Annotated in this window: 25 protein-coding genes and 1 pseudogene; 16 read left to right on the forward strand and 10 right to left on the reverse strand. The window is 37.2% G+C overall.

The genetic code is table 11. The features are described 5' to 3' along the window. The first annotated feature begins 677 nt into the window (after positions 1-677). The 6 genes from DFQ03_RS03435 to DFQ03_RS03460 all read left to right on the forward strand — a co-directional run bounded on the left by DFQ03_RS03435 (position 678) and on the right by DFQ03_RS03460 (position 5,130). The gene (locus DFQ03_RS03435) at positions 678-1,022 is read left to right on the forward strand and encodes a single-stranded DNA-binding protein (protein WP_133671622.1); all 345 of its coding nucleotides are present in this window, start codon (positions 678-680) and stop codon (positions 1,020-1,022) included. A 77-nt stretch (positions 1,023-1,099) separates the two neighbouring features. Next, positions 1,100-1,480: a DUF6876 family protein gene (locus DFQ03_RS03440; protein ID WP_133671623.1), complete on the forward strand. Its 381-nt coding sequence runs from the start codon at positions 1,100-1,102 to the stop codon at positions 1,478-1,480. 12 nt (positions 1,481-1,492) lie between these two features. Continuing rightward, complete coding sequence (locus DFQ03_RS03445) at positions 1,493-1,690, forward strand: hypothetical protein (RefSeq protein ID WP_116772143.1); 198 nt, start codon at positions 1,493-1,495, stop codon at positions 1,688-1,690. A 432-nt stretch (positions 1,691-2,122) separates the two neighbouring features. Then, positions 2,123-2,503: a BfmA/BtgA family mobilization protein gene (locus tag DFQ03_RS03450; RefSeq protein WP_133671624.1), complete on the forward strand. Its 381-nt coding sequence runs from the start codon at positions 2,123-2,125 to the stop codon at positions 2,501-2,503. A gap of 11 nt (positions 2,504-2,514) precedes the next feature. Continuing rightward, positions 2,515-3,546 (forward strand): MobB family relaxase, encoded by a 1,032-nt coding sequence (gene mobB, locus DFQ03_RS03455; protein WP_133671625.1) that lies wholly within the window; start codon positions 2,515-2,517, stop codon positions 3,544-3,546. A 3-nt stretch (positions 3,547-3,549) separates the two neighbouring features. Further along, positions 3,550-5,130 carry a type IV secretory system conjugative DNA transfer family protein gene (locus tag DFQ03_RS03460; RefSeq protein WP_133671626.1) on the forward strand — a complete coding sequence of 527 codons (1,581 nt, stop codon included), beginning with the start codon at positions 3,550-3,552 and terminating at the stop codon, positions 5,128-5,130. Here the strand turns inward: DFQ03_RS03460 and DFQ03_RS03465 are convergent. Both DFQ03_RS03465 and DFQ03_RS03470 read right to left on the reverse strand, forming a co-directional pair. Continuing rightward, positions 5,100-5,843 carry a hypothetical protein gene (locus tag DFQ03_RS03465; RefSeq protein WP_133671627.1) on the reverse strand — a complete coding sequence of 248 codons (744 nt, stop codon included), beginning with the start codon at positions 5,841-5,843 and terminating at the stop codon, positions 5,100-5,102. The genes DFQ03_RS03460 and DFQ03_RS03465 overlap by 31 nt on opposite strands. Then, a complete protein-coding gene (locus tag DFQ03_RS03470) occupies positions 5,830-6,510 on the reverse strand; it encodes an RNA polymerase sigma factor (RefSeq protein WP_133671628.1) in 681 nt (226 codons plus the stop codon). The genes DFQ03_RS03465 and DFQ03_RS03470 overlap by 14 nt, the downstream gene beginning before the upstream one ends. Before the next feature lie 95 nt (positions 6,511-6,605). Between DFQ03_RS03470 and DFQ03_RS18750 the strand changes: the two genes are divergently transcribed. The 5 genes and pseudogenes from DFQ03_RS18750 to DFQ03_RS03490 all read left to right on the forward strand — a co-directional run bounded on the left by DFQ03_RS18750 (position 6,606) and on the right by DFQ03_RS03490 (position 11,149). Next, complete coding sequence (locus DFQ03_RS18750; protein ID WP_166637428.1) at positions 6,606-6,779, forward strand: hypothetical protein; 174 nt, start codon at positions 6,606-6,608, stop codon at positions 6,777-6,779. 4 nt (positions 6,780-6,783) lie between these two features. Then, positions 6,784-7,200, forward strand: coding sequence for a lecithin retinol acyltransferase family protein (locus DFQ03_RS03475; protein WP_133671629.1), 417 nt, complete (start codon positions 6,784-6,786; stop codon positions 7,198-7,200). After that, a complete protein-coding gene (locus DFQ03_RS03480) occupies positions 7,193-8,020 on the forward strand; it encodes an SMODS-associated NUDIX domain-containing protein (RefSeq protein WP_133671630.1) in 828 nt (275 codons plus the stop codon). Before DFQ03_RS03475 ends, DFQ03_RS03480 begins: the two co-directional genes overlap by 8 nt. Continuing rightward, on the forward strand, positions 8,021-9,655 hold the full coding sequence (locus DFQ03_RS03485) for a nucleotidyltransferase domain-containing protein (protein WP_133671631.1): 1,635 nt from the start codon (positions 8,021-8,023) through the stop codon (positions 9,653-9,655). It begins immediately after the preceding gene. Between the two features lie 150 nt (positions 9,656-9,805). Next, a pseudogene (locus DFQ03_RS03490) lies at positions 9,806-11,149 on the forward strand (RNA-binding domain-containing protein). 10 nt (positions 11,150-11,159) lie between these two features. Here the strand turns inward: DFQ03_RS03490 and DFQ03_RS03495 are convergent. The 7 genes from DFQ03_RS03495 to DFQ03_RS03525 are packed head-to-tail and all read right to left on the reverse strand — an operon-like array spanning position 11,160 to position 17,841. Further along, positions 11,160-11,522 carry a hypothetical protein gene (locus DFQ03_RS03495; protein WP_133671632.1) on the reverse strand — a complete coding sequence of 121 codons (363 nt, stop codon included), beginning with the start codon at positions 11,520-11,522 and terminating at the stop codon, positions 11,160-11,162. A 7-nt stretch (positions 11,523-11,529) separates the two neighbouring features. Next, a complete protein-coding gene (locus DFQ03_RS03500) occupies positions 11,530-12,390 on the reverse strand; it encodes a DUF4138 domain-containing protein (protein WP_133671633.1) in 861 nt (286 codons plus the stop codon). A gap of 30 nt (positions 12,391-12,420) precedes the next feature. Beyond that, a complete protein-coding gene (traM, locus tag DFQ03_RS03505) occupies positions 12,421-13,350 on the reverse strand; it encodes a conjugative transposon protein TraM (protein WP_133671634.1) in 930 nt (309 codons plus the stop codon). Positions 13,351-13,381: 31 nt separating this feature from the next. After that, on the reverse strand, positions 13,382-13,996 hold the full coding sequence (locus DFQ03_RS03510) for a conjugal transfer protein TraK (RefSeq protein ID WP_133671635.1): 615 nt from the start codon (positions 13,994-13,996) through the stop codon (positions 13,382-13,384). Positions 13,997-14,007: 11 nt separating this feature from the next. Continuing rightward, positions 14,008-14,850, reverse strand: a complete 843-nt coding sequence (locus tag DFQ03_RS03515; RefSeq protein ID WP_133671636.1) for a hypothetical protein — start codon at positions 14,848-14,850, stop codon at positions 14,008-14,010. Positions 14,851-14,852: 2 nt separating this feature from the next. After that, positions 14,853-15,434 (reverse strand): conjugal transfer protein, encoded by a 582-nt coding sequence (locus DFQ03_RS03520; protein ID WP_133671637.1) that lies wholly within the window; start codon positions 15,432-15,434, stop codon positions 14,853-14,855. A gap of 4 nt (positions 15,435-15,438) precedes the next feature. Then, on the reverse strand, positions 15,439-17,841 hold the full coding sequence (locus DFQ03_RS03525; RefSeq protein ID WP_133671638.1) for a TraG family conjugative transposon ATPase: 2,403 nt from the start codon (positions 17,839-17,841) through the stop codon (positions 15,439-15,441). A 110-nt stretch (positions 17,842-17,951) separates the two neighbouring features. Here DFQ03_RS03525 and DFQ03_RS18755 point away from each other — a divergent pair, with 110 nt between their 5' ends. Beyond that, complete coding sequence (locus tag DFQ03_RS18755) at positions 17,952-18,095, forward strand: hypothetical protein (RefSeq protein ID WP_164076250.1); 144 nt, start codon at positions 17,952-17,954, stop codon at positions 18,093-18,095. A gap of 17 nt (positions 18,096-18,112) precedes the next feature. Here DFQ03_RS18755 and DFQ03_RS03535 read toward each other — a convergent pair whose 3' ends face one another. Further along, entirely contained in the window at positions 18,113-18,400 is a 288-nt protein-coding gene (locus tag DFQ03_RS03535) for a hypothetical protein (protein ID WP_031427463.1), read from the reverse strand. 189 nt (positions 18,401-18,589) lie between these two features. Between DFQ03_RS03535 and DFQ03_RS03540 the strand changes: the two genes are divergently transcribed. The 4 genes from DFQ03_RS03540 (at position 18,590) to DFQ03_RS19020 (ending at position 20,635) form a co-directional block, all read left to right on the forward strand. Further along, entirely contained in the window at positions 18,590-19,231 is a 642-nt protein-coding gene (locus DFQ03_RS03540) for an N-acetylmuramoyl-L-alanine amidase family protein (protein ID WP_031427464.1), read from the forward strand. Positions 19,232-19,442: 211 nt separating this feature from the next. After that, entirely contained in the window at positions 19,443-19,814 is a 372-nt protein-coding gene (locus DFQ03_RS03545; RefSeq protein WP_008610939.1) for an ArsR/SmtB family transcription factor, read from the forward strand. A 12-nt stretch (positions 19,815-19,826) separates the two neighbouring features. Further along, positions 19,827-20,429: a mercuric transport protein MerTP gene (merTP, locus tag DFQ03_RS03550; RefSeq protein ID WP_008610940.1), complete on the forward strand. Its 603-nt coding sequence runs from the start codon at positions 19,827-19,829 to the stop codon at positions 20,427-20,429. Beyond that, the gene (locus tag DFQ03_RS19020; RefSeq protein ID WP_008610941.1) at positions 20,429-20,635 is read left to right on the forward strand and encodes a GDCCVxC domain-containing (seleno)protein; all 207 of its coding nucleotides are present in this window, start codon (positions 20,429-20,431) and stop codon (positions 20,633-20,635) included. The genes merTP and DFQ03_RS19020 overlap by 1 nt, the downstream gene beginning before the upstream one ends. Positions 20,636-20,648 lie beyond the last annotated feature (13 nt).

Genomic DNA, 20,648 nt, shown 5'->3' on the forward strand with positions numbered 1-20,648 from the left:
TAATAGTTTTCTTAATCCGTTCAGCACATTCCCCTGCATTTCGCCAAAAGCTACATTTCGGAAAAAGAGCATCCCTATAAATATCTTGGACACAATCCCCAATTTTAGCTTTCCATTCCGTTAACCCTTCCCGATGCTCTGGGAAGGAACACTTCATTCCTTTGCCAAAATTGTGAATTAAGTCCGCTTTTCATCGGAAAGTCATCACTTCGGTTTTCTTAACAGGATTTTCGGCGCGGTCTTCTTGAGCCCTCACTCGAAATCCTTAAAAACCAAACCGCTGTCTTACACATTTTAAGGGGTTTATAATGGATAAAGCCTTTTTTGTTTTTCGGGGCGTCGAAAAACAGGCACGACATAACCAATTCTAATGTAAACACAGCTACTTATCTCGCTTAACTGTCGGTACGCTCAAACGCAACTGCGTTTAAAAGAATTGCTAATGCCCTTATGGAACTTGTCAAGACTGTACAAGTTTTAGTGAAAAATAAGGTTTCTACTTCCTTGAAATTCCAAGGAATTTACTACGTCGCAAACACACCTGATTTTACCCTAAAAGTCTTGACAAAACCCACTCTATCCATTGTGCGATGCACAGAAGAAAAGAACAAACACCCCTTAAAATTTAATCTGTTTTAAATCAATAGGGGAAATATAAATCACTTAAATATTTTATTATGAGTACCATTAGAAATCACGTACAATTGATTGGAAACGTTGGACAAGAGCCAACCATTACGAACCTTGAAAGCGGTAAAAAAGTAGCCCGCTTCTCACTCGCTACAAACGAGTATTACAAAGACAGCAAAGGCGAAAAGCAAACGGACACCAACTGGCATACCGTAGTGGCTTGGGGCAAGACGGCTGAAATCGTTGAGAAATTTGTCGAAAAAGGCAAAGAGGTTGGAATTACAGGGAAACTAAAGACCCGAACCTATACCACCGATGATGGCAACCAACGCTATGTAACGGAAGTTGTAGCCGATGAAATCCTATTACTTGGAAGCAAGAGCGAAAAGTAATCTTTAAAAATAAAGAGGGCGTTCCTCTGATAAGTTGCGCCCTCTTTTTCATTATTCACACATTAAATATATGTACAATGAAAGCACAAGTTAACGAAATAAAAGAGCGATTGCAATATTTTACGGGAACGGAAATGTTCTATCAAATCCCATTATTGCGAACCCGTTTTACGGACGGATTGAAATATTTATCGGAAGTAGCAGAATGTTTTTGGCTCATTACGGACACGTCAGTAATCGCAAAAAGTCTGATGAACCGAAGCGAATTTATCACAATCGACTTCAAAAGATTACCCAAAGAAAAACAAGATTTTTTGGGTTACGAAGCCGAAATAATTTACAGCGATGGCAACGACAATATTTTGGAAAAACACGGTTACAGGGCAACCGATTTTCCACTGGATGAACTGCGGTTATTTTTTGTAAATGATACGCTGATGTTACCAAGCGAATACTAAAATTTTGAAGTTATGATTTACATTAAATTTCAAGATTTGAGCGAGGAAAAACAAGAGGAACTCTTACAGGTTTCGAGAGAACACGTTACACATATTTTTGGGGAATCTATTCAAAAATATGTTGACGAAACTGGTGCAGATTATGAAAAGTTAATAGATGAAGAAATGATTAAAAATCTATACACCTACGATTATGTTTTCAATATCTGACACATTAAAATTATATGTGGAACACCTCTGAAATTTCAGGGGTGTTTTTATTTTGAAACAAATCCAAGTCAAGAAAAAAACGTATCTTTATTTTGCTGAAATTCAGCATTCAAAATTACGTAGGGTTATCCACTTTTCGACTTTCGCCGATAACCTTACACATCGAAAAATAACATATCGGAAAATCATTTTCCCTGAAAATGGCAATCGGCTTTTTAGCCGGATTGTATGGATTTTTGTCACGCTTGCGCGTGACGAAAAGGAATAGCAAGAGGGTAACACGCTGCGCGATGTTTCGTATTCCTTTTCGTTTTCAAATAGCTGATTACCAGCGACTTGAATAATTTATAATTTCCTTACAATCAACAATTTGCGACAAACGGGCTGGAAACGCCCATTTTTAGGGAAGATTTTGCGACAAATCGGCGAAATATGGACTCATTTACTGGAATTAGATTTAAAAAGGAAACCGCAAAACGTTTCCAAACGTTCTCACGCACGTACTTCAAATCGCACACCGAGGCGATGTCCACGATGCTCGATTTTTTCTTCTACAACGAAATATCGCCAAAGGAAAAATTAGGACCAACTGGACGTACCATTGAGGCTAAATTACTCAAAAGAATCAATGCGGTTATTGCCATAATGCGAGACGTAGAAAAGACACAAACCAAACCTACGGTGGCTATGATTCAATCCCTTTTTGAAACGGAAGAGCCAACCAAAAAACCGCTGATTGTAGAAAAGAAATATGCCGAAGAAAAGAAGGAAGTCCGCTTTCGAGAAAAGAAAAATCAAAGCAACCAACTCTAAATATTTGAACTATGTACATCACAATCACACCTCAAAAATTGGGTACTAATTATTCACAAAGTTCAGCAGATTTTGTAGGCTATTTGGAAAAGGAAAATCAAGGTTTGGAACAGCACGAAATGGAACATTTTTTCAACCAATATGGCGATGAAATTTCCGCAGAAGAAGTGGTCAAAGAAATCGATGGAAACACCGCAAAATTGAAAAAGAAAGAACCCAAGTTTTATTCGATTACGGTCAGCCCATCAAAATATGAACTGCGAAAACTTCAGAACAGTAGTCAAGATTTAAAAACCTATACTCGTGAGCTGATGAAAGATTATGTTGCCAGCTTCAATCGAGAAATCCACGGACGACCCATAACCATAGATGACATAAAATACTTCGCTAAAATTGAACATCAACGAACCTTTAAAGGAACAGATTTTCAAATTAAAGAGAACCAACCTTTTGCTACAAAAATACTTCAGCTGAAAACCGAAATCAGAAACATTCAAGAAGGACGAGCTGAAGGGAATATTAAAAGGATGAAAAAGGAAATTGCCAAATTGGAACGCCAAGCACCACATCAACAAAATGGAAAACGAATTGTCCAGGGAATGGCGAAAGATGGAAACCAAAGTCATATCCATATCATCGTGAGCAGAAAGGATGCTTCAAATTCGGTCAGTCTTTCCCCAGGAAGTAAACACAAAGCTTCCGAAGTTGAAATGCACGGCAAAAAGGTAAAGCGTGGTTTTGATAGAGATGCCTTTTTCGCGAAAGCGGAAAAAACGTTTGACAAAACTTTTGGCTACAAACGCAACTTTGCTGAAACCTACAAAGCAAGAAAGGATTTTGTAAAGAACTCGAATCTCTATTTCGCTGCCTTGATGAAATTACCAGCCAATGAAAAAGCTTTGGCTTTCAAAATGATTGCCAAAAGTGGCTTGCCAATTGTTCCAAGTATTCCAGTTAGTAAAGCACAAATTGCGCTTCGGGTTTTCAAACGGTTAAGACGTGGTGCTGAAGTGGCCATCAAATCAAGTTCAATAGGAATTTAGGGTATGGAAATAGACAATCTCATTACGATACTTTCAATTATTGGTGTGGCCAGTACTGTTTTCTATGCGATGTTTCGAGTGAGCAAGTATGCACTTTTCTTCAATTTCTTAATGCTTTCCTGCTTAATTTTCTATTTAACTGAACAGAACGAATTAGTATCGATATTACTTTATCTGGTGTGTCCTCTAATGCTAATTAATATAGGGTTGTATGTCTTTCTGCATAAAACTGAAACCTTACAGAATGGCGATAGCAAGTACCAAGTCAAATTTGCAACCACCAAGGGAAATTTCAAATTGGATAATATCAAAAGGGGCGCATCCATAATAGGTTCTGCGGGAAGCGGTAAAACAGAAAGCGTTGTTTATGGCTTTTTAAAACACTTCCGAAAAGAGAAATTTTGTGGAATAATCCACGACTATAAAGATTTTGAGCTGACCGAAATGGCGTATCCGCTTTTCAAGGATAGCGATATTCCGTTTAAGGTCATTTCCTTTGATAAAATCATCCATAGGGTAAATCCTATTGCGCCACGCTATTTAGAGAATGAGGAAAGCGTAAATGAGGTTTCAAGGGTGCTGATTGAAAACCTTTTGGAACAAAGGGAAAGCGGGACTACTGGAACAACAAAATTCTTTAACGATGCCGCTGAAGGCTTGATAGGTGGATTGATTTGGAAACTGAAAACCGACTATCCCAAATATTGTACACTACCACATTTGATAGCCATTTATCAAATGCTCGATACGGATAGCCTTATCCAGTTTTTGGAAACAAATACCACATCGAGAGCGATGGCAGATGCTTTTATTAGTGGTAAGGATTCGGACAGGCAGACCGCTGGAGTAAAAAGTACTCTGGCAAATGCCCTGAAACGAATTAGTACACAGCGTATTTTTATGGCACTATCCGCAGACGAAGTCCCATTGAATATCAATAGCGAGGAAAATCCTGCAATAATTTCAGTAGTAAACAACCCAAAATATGAAACATCCTATTCGCCAGTAATTGCCACAATCATTCACACCATTACTAAACAAATGAGTGTAAGAAATTCCAAACCGTCGTTCTTGCTGATGGAAGAAGCACCTACGATTCGTCTGTTGAATATGTACCGTATTCCTGCAACGTTGCGTAGTTATGACATCGCTACTATTTACGTGATGCAGGATAAAATACAGAACGATATGATGTATGGCGATAAGGCAAGCAAAGCCATATTGAGCAATCTTTCTTATCAATTTTTTGGCAAGGTCAACGACCCTGATACTGCCAAATATTACGAGCGTTTCTTTGAAATTATTAAAGACCCAACCAAAAGTATAAGTCGTGGACATAACCTCGATTTTGATACGCGAATAACAACGGGCGAAAAAGAGATACCGAAGATAAGAGCAGACGTTTTCTTTCGATTAAAACAGGGCGAATTCATAACCTATGCTGATGGAAAGGATAAGAAAGTGCAGTTTAAATTGGCTAATATTCAAAGAGAATTTCCGAAGGAATCAAAGCAGTTTTATCAGGCTGATTTGGAAGCTAATTTTGAGAGAGTTTATGAAGAGGCGAGGTCGATTTTCGGATAGAAACCTTCATTTTTCATCCACTCAATAATGTCGATTATTTCCTGTTTAGAAAATTTCGATTTATCAGGATGCCAATTATAGAATTTTTTAATCAAAATTTCATTGTTAAAAAGCTGCTTTTCTTCAATGATTTCTTTCCAACAAGCAAACACAGTAGCAATTAATTCGACCCTTTTGGTTTTTGTTATTCTAAATTTCTCTATAATGAACTCAATTTCAGAAAGCTGATTTGAAAAATATTTTTCATACCACTCTCTGTGACCACCTATTTTTGAGAGTGGTTGATATTTTAAATATTCCCCACCTGAAAATTGAAACCATTGATTTACTTTAAATTGTTTGTCGAGTGACCGCATAAGCCTGTTATCATAGGGGCCCATAGCTTGTTTTAGAAAGTTAGTATATAAATCCATCTGAGCGGAATGTTGACATAGATATATCAATTTCTGAAGTTTCAAATGCCCTAATGTATTTTCCTTATGAAGTTTGTATACAATTTCGGCAGCTAATACAGTTCTACGATGATAGTCTATATTAGTTACTTTTTTTTTAGGTTTTAAGCTTTTTAAAATCTTTTCTGAGTCTATTTTATTAGCATCAGCTTCAAATTGATACTTTTCAAAAGTTTCTTCAAATGCAATATTATCATTCTTACTTTCGGGAAAACCAAAGCCTAAAGAAACCAATATTTCGTCAATTTTAGATTTTTCCATCGGATAATTCTTCAGTTAACTTCATTACTTCAGTAAAGCTTTTAATCTTGTCAAAAGCTTCTTTTTTATAAGTGCGAATAGTTGTTTGCGAGATATCACCAAGTTGCTGGCGAAGTTCCTGTAAAAGTTTTTTTGGAAGGTTGAACCCTAATTTCTCATATTGACTATAAGTTAGATAAACTGTTCGTTGAGAAGGAGTAAGAGATTCTATTGCCTTTAAAATAATTGACTGTTCAATACTTAACTTCATCCCTTCTAAAACTGGGAGTTCTGTGATAATACGTTCAGTTCCATCATAAGGGTAATTCTTTTTTCTTTGCTCTTCTCGATAATAATTAGTGAGTTCATTCTTTGCTATTTTAAACAAATAACTTTTAAAAGCATCATCTACATCCTGTTGGTTAGCTTTTTGAATAAGAAAGCCACCTTTTTTTGCGTATGATGTAAATGTTGCTGTTGTAACCTGTTCCGCAACAGTAATGTCGTGACCAAACCTTTTACAAACTATTTCACTTCTTTTTAAAACATCATCCTTAAATCTGTAACAAATTGCGTGAAAAGCATTTTCCTTTTGAGATTCAGTGCTCTTATTGTCCTGAAACATTTCTATTAACCTTAATGTAGGTTCATCTTTAAGTTTATTCCAATTGGACATCAATGCTTTCATTACTTATACGCAAAAGCGTTGGGAATGGTTTTGCGTACTGAGGGTGGTAGTAACACGCAAAAGCAAAACTAACAAAATTTTTAACAAATACTAATATGGCAAAAAATAAACCAATAGGGGATAATGCCCGAAAAGGGGCTGTAAAGCAAAGGTCTCAAGTACTTAACCCAAAGACAAATTTGTATGTAAAAAGAAATGCTGACAATGGTCAATTTATGGACGTGAAAACATCCGGCGGTAAATTTAAAGGAGTCAGAAAAGAAAAATAGAAATATGATTAACATAATACCCAATCTACCTATACTCTTTGCTGGCGATGTAATAGTTGCTAAAAAACGCAAAGGCTTAGGACGAATCCTAAACCATTACATTGTATATGTTGGGAAAAACATTTTCATAGGAAATCTCTCTGATGGTGTAAAAGAATTATCTTATTACGAGCTAATGAAGCTCTTAAGAGAGTACGAGCCAACTGGTGTTAGAAGGTTTAATGGCTCATACCTTCAGCGTAATGACGCTGTCAATCGGGCTTATTCAAAATTAGGGCATAGATACAGCTTAATAAGCTTTAACTGTGAGCATTTTGCAAATTGGGTGCAATTTGGAAGATTGGAAAGCAGTCAAGTCACTACTGGATTTGTCATTTTGGCAAGTGCTGTTTTCTTAAAATTGATTGCCACAGATGAGTAAGGAGCTAAAGAGGTTTTTCGGGTACGTAATTGTGCTATTTATTGCTGTAGGCTATTTAGTCTATAGATATTTCTATTTAAGTCCAGTAACAGATTTCCATAAAGAAATACTCGTTACTTGTGCTTTCGCTATTTTATCAACCTGCGCGTTGGGAATTTACGAAACCATCAAATGCCAAGGTAAGTATTTTTTGACCGCCGTGAGGTGTTCTGTTTTTATTCCCAACAAGGAAACCTATGTGTCATTAAGTTATCTAATGAGAATAAAACTCTCAGGTGCTGAACGATATTTTCTGGTAAAAGGGTCAAAGGTTGACCAATACCAGCCTGTGGGAGGAGTTTATAAAATCATAGGGAATAAGGATATATATAAGGAGTGGGAAGCACACCCGAAATCTGACAAGAAAAACCCTGATGATTTACGTTTTTTTGTAAAGGCAAAATACGTTCCAGAAATAATCCGATGGTTCAAGTCTCGAAAAGATAGAGAGACTGGAGTATGGCGAGAGTTTTATGAAGAACTGTTGGAAACTAAAATTGTAAGTCAAGAAAATTTTCAAACAATACGTGCTGAGTATTTGTGTTCGCACGAGAACATTCTTAGCAAGCAAAATAGGTTCAAAAGCGAACAATACCATACTCTCATATACGACATATTTCAGATAGAACTCAGTCCTGAGCAATTTGAAGAGTTGAACAAACTACTGGCAAAAAAGACTTTTACTAAGCATTATGCATTTGTCACAAAGGACGAAATTGAAAAGGAATGTTTTAATGAACATAAATTAAAAATAGGACAACACACCAAATTTACAATATAGATGAACTTTCAAGAATACTTATACAATCAAGGCTTCCAAAGAGAAGACCTACTCGCAAGAATGGCAGAATCACTTGAGTTGGATGATTCCCGATCCAACAGAATGGAATCTGCCTACAATGCCATTTACGATGTTTTAAAAGCAGACCCAGTATTTTTCTCAAAGGTCGATTTTGTGGTATATCCGCAAGGTTCAAAGGCAATAGGTACCACTACAAAGCCTTATGGTAAAGATGAATTTGATTTGGACATAGTTGTCCATATTAGAGATTTGTTCTATAACTATACTTCCTCAGAAATTTACAATCATTTAATTCGAGTTTTTAGAGGCAATGATGTTTATCGTCCTAAGTTAATTCCCAAAAACAGATGTGCAAGAATAAATTATTCTGGCGATTTTCATTTGGATATCCTTCCAGGATGTATTGTTATTGAGAACGAGGATAAATTGATGGTGCCAGATCGTGAATTGGCATCTTGGACATCTACATTTCCAAAAGGTTATATAGGTTGGTTTTTGGATATAGCTAAAGATGTTCGCCAACCCATTTTATTAAGAAAGGCGTACGAAAATTTTGTCACTTTACCTGAAGCAAAAGCTGAACAAGAAGATTTGCCAGAGGAAGATTTTTATTCAAAAGAACCTTTGAAGAGAGCGGTTCAGCTAACTAAGCGTTATCGCGACATATTTTTTGATGATAATCCAAAGCACAGAACTTCAAGTATTGTTTTAACTACAATTTTTGGACAATTTTATCAAGGAGAGCCATCAATATATGAAACCATAGATAATGTTCTGAATCGCATTATAAGCAATTACTCAGACTATCAACAACTATTTGAAAATCGCGGAATTTACAAGAGAATTAAAGTATTAAACCCTGTGAATCCAGAGGAAGATTTTACGGATAAGTGGGACAAGGATAAGGAGTTTTATAATCAATTTATTGCTTTTGCTAAAAGTTATAAGGAAAAATGGGAGCGACTTAAAAAAGGGGATTTTGGAGTAGCTGAAGAACTCTTTGGTAGTACAAGAACTAAAACTATTTTAAAAGCCCAGTTAGAAAATTTATCCAAGGGTAAAGTAGATACGCTTGAAAAAGCTGGTCTTACAATTATGTCTGGAAAAAATCACGTAGACCCAAAGGGAAATATTACGAAAAACAATGGATATGAAAGCAAGCCACATCGAAACTATGGTGGTATTGAATTAGATATTAAAAAAGCCCCCAACAATTTATCTTCAAAAAATTATATAGCTGCATATATCCAAAAAGAATTGGTCGATAAAAATTTTCCTTGGTTGCAAACAGTTGTCAAAGATGGTAAACTATTGGGTAAGGGTAAGATAAAACCAAAGGGATGCAAAAAAGAATATGAGATTTTAATTAGTCATGATATCAATGACACTTACAGAAAGGAAAGGGTTTTTATTCTTAATGATAGCCAAATCCAATTTGGAAAAACCCCACACTTATACCCAGGGAACAGTTTGTGCTTGTACTACCCAAAGGATATGCCACGAGATTTAGACTTGAACTTCGTAGATGTGGTTCCTTGGATATCGGAATGGTTAGTAATGTATGAACTATGGAAAAAATATGGTGTGTGGATGGCAGATGAAATAAAGCACTAAAGCAACACTTAGTTATTGTGTCCTGTCGTTAAGCTTCTATTGCTGTTCTTTTTTCGAGTTTCAAGATTCTTGGAGACTTATGGAAGGCAGACAAACCTATTCCCACAATTTAATATCATTATCTTTACTGCCAGATTTTTTTATTAAATAATGACCGAAACAAACCGTATAGAATACAAACGAGAACTGTCCGATGGACTTGAAAAAGAGGTCATTGCTTTTTTGAACTATCGTGAAGGCGGCATTATCTATATCGGTATTGATAAGGAAGGGAACACTTACGGTCTGGCTGATGCGGATGGCGACCAATTAAAAATTAAAGACAGGTTAAAGAACAATATCCGTCCTTCAGCTTTGGGTTTGTTTGATATTGTGAGTGAGGAACGAGATGGTAAAAACATCCTGAAAGTTATTGTGGCGAGCGGTCCTGAAAAACCCTATCATCTCAAAAAATATGGGATGAGTGAAAAGGGTTGTTTTATTCGCTTAGGTTCAGCAGCTGAACCGATGCCACAAAAAATGATTGACGAGCTCTTTGCCAAGCGCACCCGAAATTCCATCAGCAAAATTAAAGCGGGTCGTCAAGATTTAAGCTTTAGCCAGTTGAAAATCTACTACGAGGAATCGGGTCATACCCTTGGTAAAGCTTTTGCAAAGAACTTGGAACTATTGACCGAAAACGGCGCATTCAATTATGCCGGCTATCTCTTGGCAGATAAGAATAACACTTCAATTAAAGTAGCCAAGTATTCGGGCAAAACCCGAACAGACTTGATAGAAAGCAACGAATATGGTCACGAATGTTTGGTCAAAGCCACTAAGCAAGTGATAGATAAAATTGCTGTCGAGAACCGAACCAACACTAAAATAACGGCTAAGGAAAGACAACAAGCAAACCTTTGGAATCCCATCGCATTGCGCGAGGCCATCATCAATGCATTTGTACATAATGATTATACCAATGAGATTACCCCAAAGTTTGAAATCTTTGCGGATAGAATTGAAATCACTTCGGCAGGCGGTCTTCCGGAAGGATTGAGCAAACAGGAATTTTTCGAGGGCTTTTCAGTTCCACGGAATAAAGAACTGATGCGGATTTTTAAGGATTTGGAACTTGTGGAACAGTTGGGTTCTGGCATCCCTCGTATTTTGTAATACTATGGCAAAGAGAGTTTTGGCTTTTCGGACAACTTCCTTAGAATGACTTTTAGCGCTAAAGAAACTGTGGTTGAAGAAGGTGGTCAAAAAGGTGGTGTAATAGGTGGTGCAATAGGTGGTGTAATTGATGTGACTGAAGCTCTAACTAAAAGACAAAAAGAAGTACTTAAACTTATTGTGGCTAATCCTTCCATAACCTATAATGAAATAGCTGAAGCTTTGAGTATTAACGAATCTGCTGTTGGTAAACATATTACAGCTATCAAGAATAAAGGTTTTCTGGTACGTCAAGGCGATACAAGAGGCTATTGGGAAATCAATCTCGATAAAAATTAAAAAAAGTCTTTTAAAAAGGCCCTTTTTCCCTCGGACCTTTACTGGTAACTTTCCATTGACCGTTTGCCTTGGTCAGTTTGAAAATGCCTGTTTTTCCATCATAGGTCGTGCTGTATTTTACCCAGGCAATTTCGCCATCAACAGCTTCGTCTAAAATTTCTACCTTGATATCTTTATCAGAATCTGGCATCATATTCTGTACAGTAATCAAACTGGCATAGCCTTCAGAAGTGGTATGCTTTTTTAAAGCTGATTCATCTTTTGAGAAAAAGCTTGACGCAACAGCTTTGGCAATTTCAGAAGGGGATTTTGTTGTGCTTTCTGAACAAGAAAGAAATAACAGTACGAGCGAGCAAATGACTAATCTTTTCATAACATTACTAATTTGGGTTATTAATATATCTATGCGATAATTTCATTTCTATATTACGTTCGCCATCTTTTTCATTCAATTCCAAAATTGCCCTACGGTCATCGGATAATGAAAATTTGGGCAACACATAAACAAATCGAGCCATTTCATTTTCCTTAATCTTGGACGGCAGACTATGTTTATATATCGGTTCTTGATACAGTCGTTGCAATGATTTTCTTTTCCCTTTTTGTCTCGTTTCAATAGACAGGTTCAAGAAATTCAAATTGTAATCCAACGTAGAATTATTTTCAATCTCGATAACGAAATAGAGCTCATCCTTATCAAAAACAATGTTCTCTACGGTCAAGATAATACCTTCGTTTCGTTTCTTGATTCGCGCTATGCGCTGTTTTCTATTGAGAAGATATGAGCAGAATTTCTGGTAATAATAGGTGCTGTTATCTACAAGTTCTTCAGAAGATTCAACAAGAACCGAATCCTTTACAATCGGTTTTTCATTACCGATACTATTGGATAGCGGAATGAAATAATTGTGCTTAGAAAGCTGTTTTTTATACCTTACAATATACGAAAAAATCGAACCATTTCTGTTGACTACCAGCAAATTACTTTCCTTCCCAGGCTTTGCTTGAAGAAGTCCAAAATACTGTTCTTTTTCACGGTTATAAGTAAAAACAAAATTATCTGAACCCGTTATGCCTTGTCGTATGGGTTCTGGGAAGAATAGCGCAACATTTTTGGTGTCGTTGGCATAGATTGTATCAAGTGGTATGGGTTGCTGTTGTTCTGTTGCCTGTGCCGAGCAAAGTCGAGGTGCGAAAGCGGAAACAATAATAAGTGCGGAAATAATGATATACTTTTTCATAAGAGTGCGTTTTAAATGCCCATTATGGGCTCATAATTTCGGTTTTAAGATGAGTTTGTAATTATTCAGGACGGTTACTTTAACATTGCGGTTGCTACGTCTGAGCACCTTTGTTACGCCACCTACTTGCGGAACGGTAGGGATGTTGATGTCGCCAATAATATCATCCAACACTTCAGTAGTAGCTTCTGCTCTAAAATTGTTCTGTACGTAGATGCCTTCACTACCATCAGATAAATCAAAAGCTTTGAGTTTTGTGGGATGGTGCTTTATGTTTTCAATTTCAATTAAAGCCCGATTAGGCTGAAAGCTGATAAAACCGAAAATAGGTGTGTTCTTTGGCATTTTTTTACCGTTTATTGTTGCCGATTTGGTCAGACGCATTCGCAATCGGGTATTCGCTTTTACGACTTGGTCGCCATCTACCACCACGTAAATAGTTTCATCTGTATTGCCGATGATTGAAACTTCATTGGGTTTGGGCGAAGCGGCAAAGAACAATTGATGTTCCAAGCCCAATTCTTTCGCTTCAATTTTTTGTTCCCGCTTCACTTCAGCAGAATCGATTGTTGATGCCACTTGGCGAACTGTTCTTCTCTGTCCCAAATTTTGGTATCGCTTTTCTGAATATTGAATCTTGCCTGCTTCATAAATGCTATCTACGATACGTTCTTTTTCGCGTTCCGGAAGGTCTGGGTCGTAAAACCCCAAGGAATCAATCAGCTTTTCATCATAGATGCTGGGTGCATTGTTTTCACGTACTTTTTTTAGGTCGTTAATCGCATCCAGTTTAGAATCATATTCTTTTTGGTCCTCTTCCAAATCTGGCACTAAAGTCTGTTTAAGGTTTTCAGTTTCACTTTCATCATCGCCCATTACCATTACCGAATAGGAAATAAGGAATATGAAAATCACGGCCAATACCGCAGCAAATACTATTTTATTCTTTTCTACTTTCATAATCGTGTTTTTTTAAATGCCGATTATCGGCTCAATTTTCATCGTTCAGTTTTTTCAAGGTGTTCTCGAAATAGTTGGTAATCAACAATCCGTGTGGATTGTTGGGAAAGTTTCTGTCAACCATAATCAGGTTTCCGGTGGAAACCAATTCATAGGTGTCGATGATTGTACCTCTATTGATTTCAAAAATGGTGGTAGTTGTAAAATTGTACGAGCCATTGTTTTCGGTTATCCTTGAATCGATACTCAGAACTTTTTGAACCAAGGAATACTGAAGCAATCTGTTGTAAACACCATCGGCTTTTTTCTGGCGGTAGAGATTGTCCACGGAACTATTGCCCAACCACAACGCCTTTTCCAAGTTGCGTTCGTAATTGCTGGCATCGATGTTATAGAAGTAGTTATGGAAGAGATCCAAATGTGCTAAAGCTTCAACCCGAAAATTTTCCTTTTGGGTCACGAGCTTCAGCGGAATGATACTGCCATCTGTATTAATGGCAAAGGCACTATTGAGCGCTTTTTGATTGGTGTTGAATACCATCCAAACCGAAAATGTGCTGGACAGCAACGCACACACAACAACTGCTAAAACGATAAATCGATTCAGCTTTAGGACGTTGTAAATTTTTTTATATGGTGTTTTCATTCTGAATGGATTTAGTTGGTAAATAGTCTGAGTGTAAAAGATGTGGCGCGTTTATACAGTTTGAACTTCAAGAAAACAATAAACCCTACCGAACCTAATTGAACCACAGGTGCAAAAAAGCCTTGACCTGTATCGGTTCCAAACAAATTGACCCAAAAATTGGTGTTGATTTCCGTGTAGAGTGCATTCACAAAGACGTTTACTAAAAAGAAAGCAGGTACTAACATATAGACCGCAGCATAAAGCTTGAAGAATGTGTAAGCTAACGAACGGAACTTTTCAAAGACTGCAAGGCTAATGACCAAGGGAAAAAAAGTTTGCATTATTCCGAGTAGAAAAAAGCGTTCTGCCAAAAACAATGGATAGATGAATAAATCCAATATCCAGAGGAACAGGCTAATGATAAATGCAAATATTTTGAATCCGTAAAGCGGTGTAACCAAAGCTTCATACAAGAGCGTCATAGCAGCTTGGGCAACCTCGATGATACTCACGTCCTCTTCAATGGGAATGTCCTGCATTTGCAATGGCAATAAGGCTGGTGCAGTTCCTCGATATTGTCCTTCAATGGCAACTAAGATGCCATCGAAAAAGCCTAATACTTGCGTTGAGAAAATGACCAAAATGACAATGGCAAAATTCTTTGCCAGTTCGCCTGGACTCAATCCCCAAGTATAGCCATCCTTATCTGCAATGCCTTCGTTGTACTTTTTAAGGATATTGACCAGAAAGAACAGGACAGCGAGCGTTTTCATTCCCGCAATCGTGTATTGCGAAAAGTCGCTGGCCTGTATGGTCTGGAAAACGGTATCGATGTATTCCAGTCCGATTCCTAAGAGAATGGTCGCCGTCATTTTTAGTATTCGGTTTCTCGATTATTGACTTTATCCTGCATTTTTCTAAAGGAAATGATGTCACGATAGCGTTTGGTTTTGGTTGTAATGTTGGAAACCATTTGCTTGGATTCCTGCTCTTTTGCTTTCAGGATTTCAGCACGTTCGGCATCGCTCATTTTTAGGTAATCGCTGGATAGGACTTCATCAATAAAATCTACTGTGTCCAATGAGTTTTGTACTATGGCGTCAAACGATTCCACAACCCTTGAAACTTCATCGGGTTTGATGTAAGGCGAATTCAAAATATCCTGTAAATCATTTTGCATTACGTTGATAAGACGCTGATTATTCTGTCCAATTTCCTCAACTGCTCTCAGTTGCTCAACAACGCTTGACACTTTCTCTATTGCCTCTTTTGCATCTTTTAAGAACTTCACAGACTTAATCATTTGTGCTGTCTGTTTACCTGATTCTATAAGCTGTTTAACCAAGCTGATAAAATTGGTATTGTCATAAGTGGGCATTCCCTGTGCATTGGCATTGCCTGAAATAAATAAGGTCAGGGCTACCGTCATTACTAAAATTTTGATTTTTGTCTTCATACTATTATGTTTTAGATGTGAATTGAATTATTGCTTTTTGCATATCGTGATGCTGGTTGTAGAGCTTCATTATTTCTTCGTTTTCCTGTCCATCGGTCAAATAGGCGGCATATACTTCCTTCGGAACTTCGAGACGGAAAATGTTACTTTCCCTGCCAATTTTGATAAACATTTCGGTGTACTTGCGCGGTCCTGAAAGATTGTTCTTGATGGATTTTAATTGGTTCAGGTCGTGGCTCGATAGGTTAAGCCTTTTGACCAATTCGTCATAGCCCTTTTCGTTATTCAGGCTGTAAATGACTTGGGTGTTTTCAAGAATACTCGCTGAAGTTGAGTTGTTCGGTAGCTGATTTATGGATTGCAGAATAATCCCAATCGCACCATTCTGTTTACGGATGGCTTGATAGTAAAATTCCACGCTTTCCAATACGTTTTCAAATTTCAGTTGTTTGGCAAACTCATCAAAAAGGATGATTCCCTTTTCAGCACGATTCTTCCAGATGGTTCTTTGAATGGCAGACTTGATGAGCTTGAGCATCACAGACAGGATTTCCTTGTTGTCTTTGACTTCATCCAGTTCAAAGACTATCAAGCGTTTGTCCTCTATTTTATAGGTTTGGTCTTCACTTACTTCAAACAGAAAGCTATATAGACCATCGCCGACATATTCGGACATTACGTGCAAAAAGCTCGTGACATTGAAGTAGTCGGGATGGATTTTTAGGTTGCTCAGAAGGTCGTTCTGATTCCTTTCTATAAAGCTGTAAAAACCATCTAAAGAGTGATTTTCAGAAACGCTATCGTAATAATGGCGCAATATCTTTTTAACTGATACCGATTGTGCTTTGTTTACTTTTAAATCCGAAGCAAAGAGTTCAAACAAGAAAACGGATAAGTCTTCCAATCGTTCCGGTGTAAGGTCATTGGTATCACTTATGTAAAAAGGATTGATGCCTAAGTTCTTTCCACTTTCGTAGCGAAGCACCGTGTATTTTTCAGGATAGAGTTTGGCAAACTTGGTGTAAGAGCCACCCAAATCTATGATAACCAACCGAACACCACTTTCAAAAAATTGGCGTAGGATGTTATTGGCCAAAAAGGATTTCCCTTCGCCTGTTGGTGCGAAGATGGCGAAGTTCCGTGCTTTTATTCGTTTCTTCTTTTCATCCCAAACATCCTTAAGAACAGGAATGTTATGTTCACGGTCATTAAAGATGATTCCGGTAGTATCAGAATTGTAATTGGTGTTATTGATGAACAGGCAAAGTGCGTGCTTTAAATCTGTTACGTATAAATTATTATTTGAGAAGTTAGATGAGAAACAGCAATAACTATTCAGGATGTAATTTTTACGTTCTTCGCCTCTGGGATAGTATGGGATGATATCCAGTTCCTTAAATTCGGTCTTTATTTTTGAACCGATTCGACTTAGATTCTCAGGGTTTTTATCCCAATACACAATGTTTAAATGACCACGAATAATGCGTGCATTATCATCGGCATTGATTTGGTCAAGGATGTGCTGAATTTTCCCTAAAACCACTTTATTCTGTGAACCGAAATTTGAACTTTTATTGAGTTCTTCAATCTTTTTATCCAGTAGCTTGCGCCACTTCTGTTTGTCATCGAGATATAGGATTTGGTTGACGATATGGTTCTCATTAAGCGTAAGCCCTAAACCATCAATAAACCCTTGATGAAACACAAAATCGTCAGAAGTGAATTTCTCATTGGTTTTGCTACTCTGTACACTTTCCCCAAAGCACAGTTCGCTGTTGATGGCCAGGGCATCAAAATGGTTTTCGCCAATATTGACGCTTTTTTTGTCCAGTAAAATATCGGTATCGTAGCCTTCATTAAAGCCATTGAAATAGGCACTTGTTAGTTGCTGTATCTCTTCCGCTTTAAGCGAAACAAAATCCATCTTTCGGCTATTATTGATGAAGGAAACCGAATCGCTAACCGAGTTTACAAAGCTTTTAATATTGTCATCCAGTTCCTGTACGATTCCTTTTGAAACTTTTCTGAAAGGGTTGACGTATTTCGGATTGTTGAGTGCCTTATTTTTGGTCAATATGAAGAACAAATAGCAGCTGTGCTCGATATGTCCACGACCTTTAAAATGCTCGTGGGTAGCTTTTTCCAAAAAGGTGGAATTCGGAAGTTGTTCTGAAGAATAGGATTTCTTCAAGTAGATATCCTGTTTATGAACCACAGTACCAACTGGCAAAGACTTTAATGCCTGAAACCAAGCACCGTGCATATCTTCAAAATCCTTTTCAGACAACGAGTATATTTCCGGCAGATTTCCTTTGTAGCACAAAATAACATTGCCATTATTGGCAAATACGATATTGTCCTGAATATCTACGATGGGTTGATATGCCGAAAGGTTAATCTTGTTCATAATCGAAGCCAGAATTTCTTTTGTTACTAATGATTTTTGGAAAAGCCTTAGCCATTTGGAATAGTTGTGGATTGTGGGCTATTCTCGTCAGCGCCACATAAAGGGAAGCGTTGAAAACCAACACACCTATTATTATCCCAAAGCTGAAAGAGAAGATGATGATGAGCAACGAAGCCAAAATAGAAACCATCATCAAAGCAAACAGGGAAATGGGCAGCCCAAAAATGACCGCCCTTTTCCTGATGTTTTTATAGACTTCGAACCGTTTCATTTATACAACGATTCCTATTAGGTAAGTAAAGATTCCGACTACTGCACCTGCAATCAATACAAATACTAAAACTCGGGTAATCCCCTTTTTTAAATCTGCATTTTCCCCAAAAAAATGTCCTGCGTTAAACAGGAAACCTACAAGGAAGATTACACCGAGAAGTATTGGAAAAATAGTTCGGATAGTGTCGCCTACATCGTTAACTGAATCTTCAATGCCACCAATTTGAGCAAAAAGCGAAGTGGTTAAGAGCGAAAGAATGGATGCTAAATAGTGTGATTTTTTCATAACGGAACAGTTTAAATTTTTGGTTCATTTTCGTTATTGGAAATTTACATATATTTGAACTTAAATAACTGAAAATCAAATAACTGTGAATAAAATATTATTTGATATTGTTTGAATTCCGTTGCTATTATTTGGCATCAAATCCTATGGATTTTTGAAGGGAAGTTGTTGATAACCCGAAAATTGAAAATGAAAAATCTGCTCAAAAACGTCAGTTTTGTGATTTTGGTTCTAAAAATGTGCTTCATTTTTGGACAAGAATCGACTGCTCAAAAACGAATAATAATTGACGTTGGACACGGCGGAAAAGATGCTGGTGCAATTGGTATAAATGACATTCAAGAAAAAGATGTGGTTTTATCGATTGCAAATGAGATTTTAAAGTTAAATGACGACTTGGAAAAACCACTCGATATTTATTTGACCAGGTATAAAGACACTTTAATATCATTATCGGACAGGACTAAACTGACCAAAGCCTTAAATGCTGATTTGTTTGTGTCTTTGCATTGCAATCATTCCGATAATCCGGATGCAAGAGGTATTGAAGTTTACGCTTCAAGAAAACAAGAAAAATTCTCAAAAGCATCGGTTTTTATGGGCTATCAAATTGAAAGTGCACTTTGTGAAGCAATAGGCTATGATAGCAGAGGTGTGAAGTTTACGAACTTTCAGGTGCTAAGGGAAACAGCAGATTATTGTACTGCCATATTAATAGAATTGGGCTTTTTATCCAATTGGGATGAAGAAAGCTATATCTCAGACAACCACAATATTGAGCGTATCGCACTATCGATATTATTATCCATTCAAAAATCAATAGAATTATGAAAGATATTTTTTTAGAGTTAACGAAGAGCTTGAAGGACATTGTTTTACAATGTGTTTCAGAAGTTATTTTACTGTACAAATCCTTTAGAAGTTAGATTACCTAAGTTTATTATCTACACATTATAAAAAACAATTTATTCAAAAGTGTATTTAAGTATTTGCTTAAATAATATAATAATGATATATTTGTGGCCACTTTAAATCAAAAAAGATGAGCTTGGAAATAACCTGTACACGGAACGAAGCAGACAAGAAGCAAATATCGAGATGTAAGGAAACCATAGAGAATTCTTCAGGTAGCTTAGAAGCAATAAGCAAAATTTTGTCTCTTGCGGGAAGCGAGGTACGACTGAAAATTCTATTTCTATTGAACATAGAGAATGAACTGTGTCCTTGCGATATTGCTGACATTCTTGAAATGAGTGTTCCTGCCGTATCCCAACATATCCGTAAAATGAAGGATGCGGGAATTATTACATCGAGACGTGAAGGGCAAACATTGTATTATTCGCTGGTAAAGAGTGAGGACAATGTTTTGAATGGAATTTTCAATTCAATTTCAGCAAGAAAGAAAACAGCTTAGAAAGTTTACATTATGGCACCGAATAAAACTTCAAATACCGCGGCCTATACCGGCATTTTTACCGCAGTTGCAGCATCAATATGTTGTATAACCCCTGTCTTGGCATTAATTGCTGGAACAAGCGGAATTGCATCTACATTCTCTTGGGTCGAGCCATTTAGACCCTATCTTATCGGCTTGACCATTATTGTTTTGGTCTTTGCCTGGTACCAGAAACTACGACCGAAAACACAGGAAGAAATAGATTGCGCCTGTGAAGATGATGCGAAACCATCGTTTTGGCAATCCAAACGGTTCTTATTGATAGTAACACTATTCGCCGCATTGATGCTGGCCTTCCCGTACTATTCCAATCTATTTTATGCACAGCCCGCCAAGGATATCGTCTATGTCTCTCAATCCAATATCAAAAAACAGACTTTTGAAGTCGCTGGAATGACCTGTGCAGGTTGTGAGGCACACGTAGAAAGCGAAGTCAATAAATTGGACGGAATTATTTCTATCAAAGCCAGCTACGAAAATGCTAATACCATAGTGGAATTTGACAAGACCAAAACCGATTTGCCCACAATCCGAAAAGCTATAGAAAGCACGGGGTACAAAATAATAGAATAATGAAGATTCAATTAAAATCTACGATTACCTGTCCAGAATGCGGCCACAAAAAGGCTGAAGAAATGCCAACCACCGCCTGTCAATTCTTTTATGAATGTGAGAATTGCAAAACTGTTCTGAAACCAAAAGAAGGGGATTGTTGTGTATTCTGTTCTTATGGTACTGTGGCTTGTCCGCCGATTCAAGAAAATAAAAATTGTTGTTAAAAAGCCATACCTT

Source organism: Maribacter caenipelagi (assembly GCF_004364175.1).
GTDB classification, from domain to species: domain Bacteria; phylum Bacteroidota; class Bacteroidia; order Flavobacteriales; family Flavobacteriaceae; genus Maribacter; species Maribacter caenipelagi.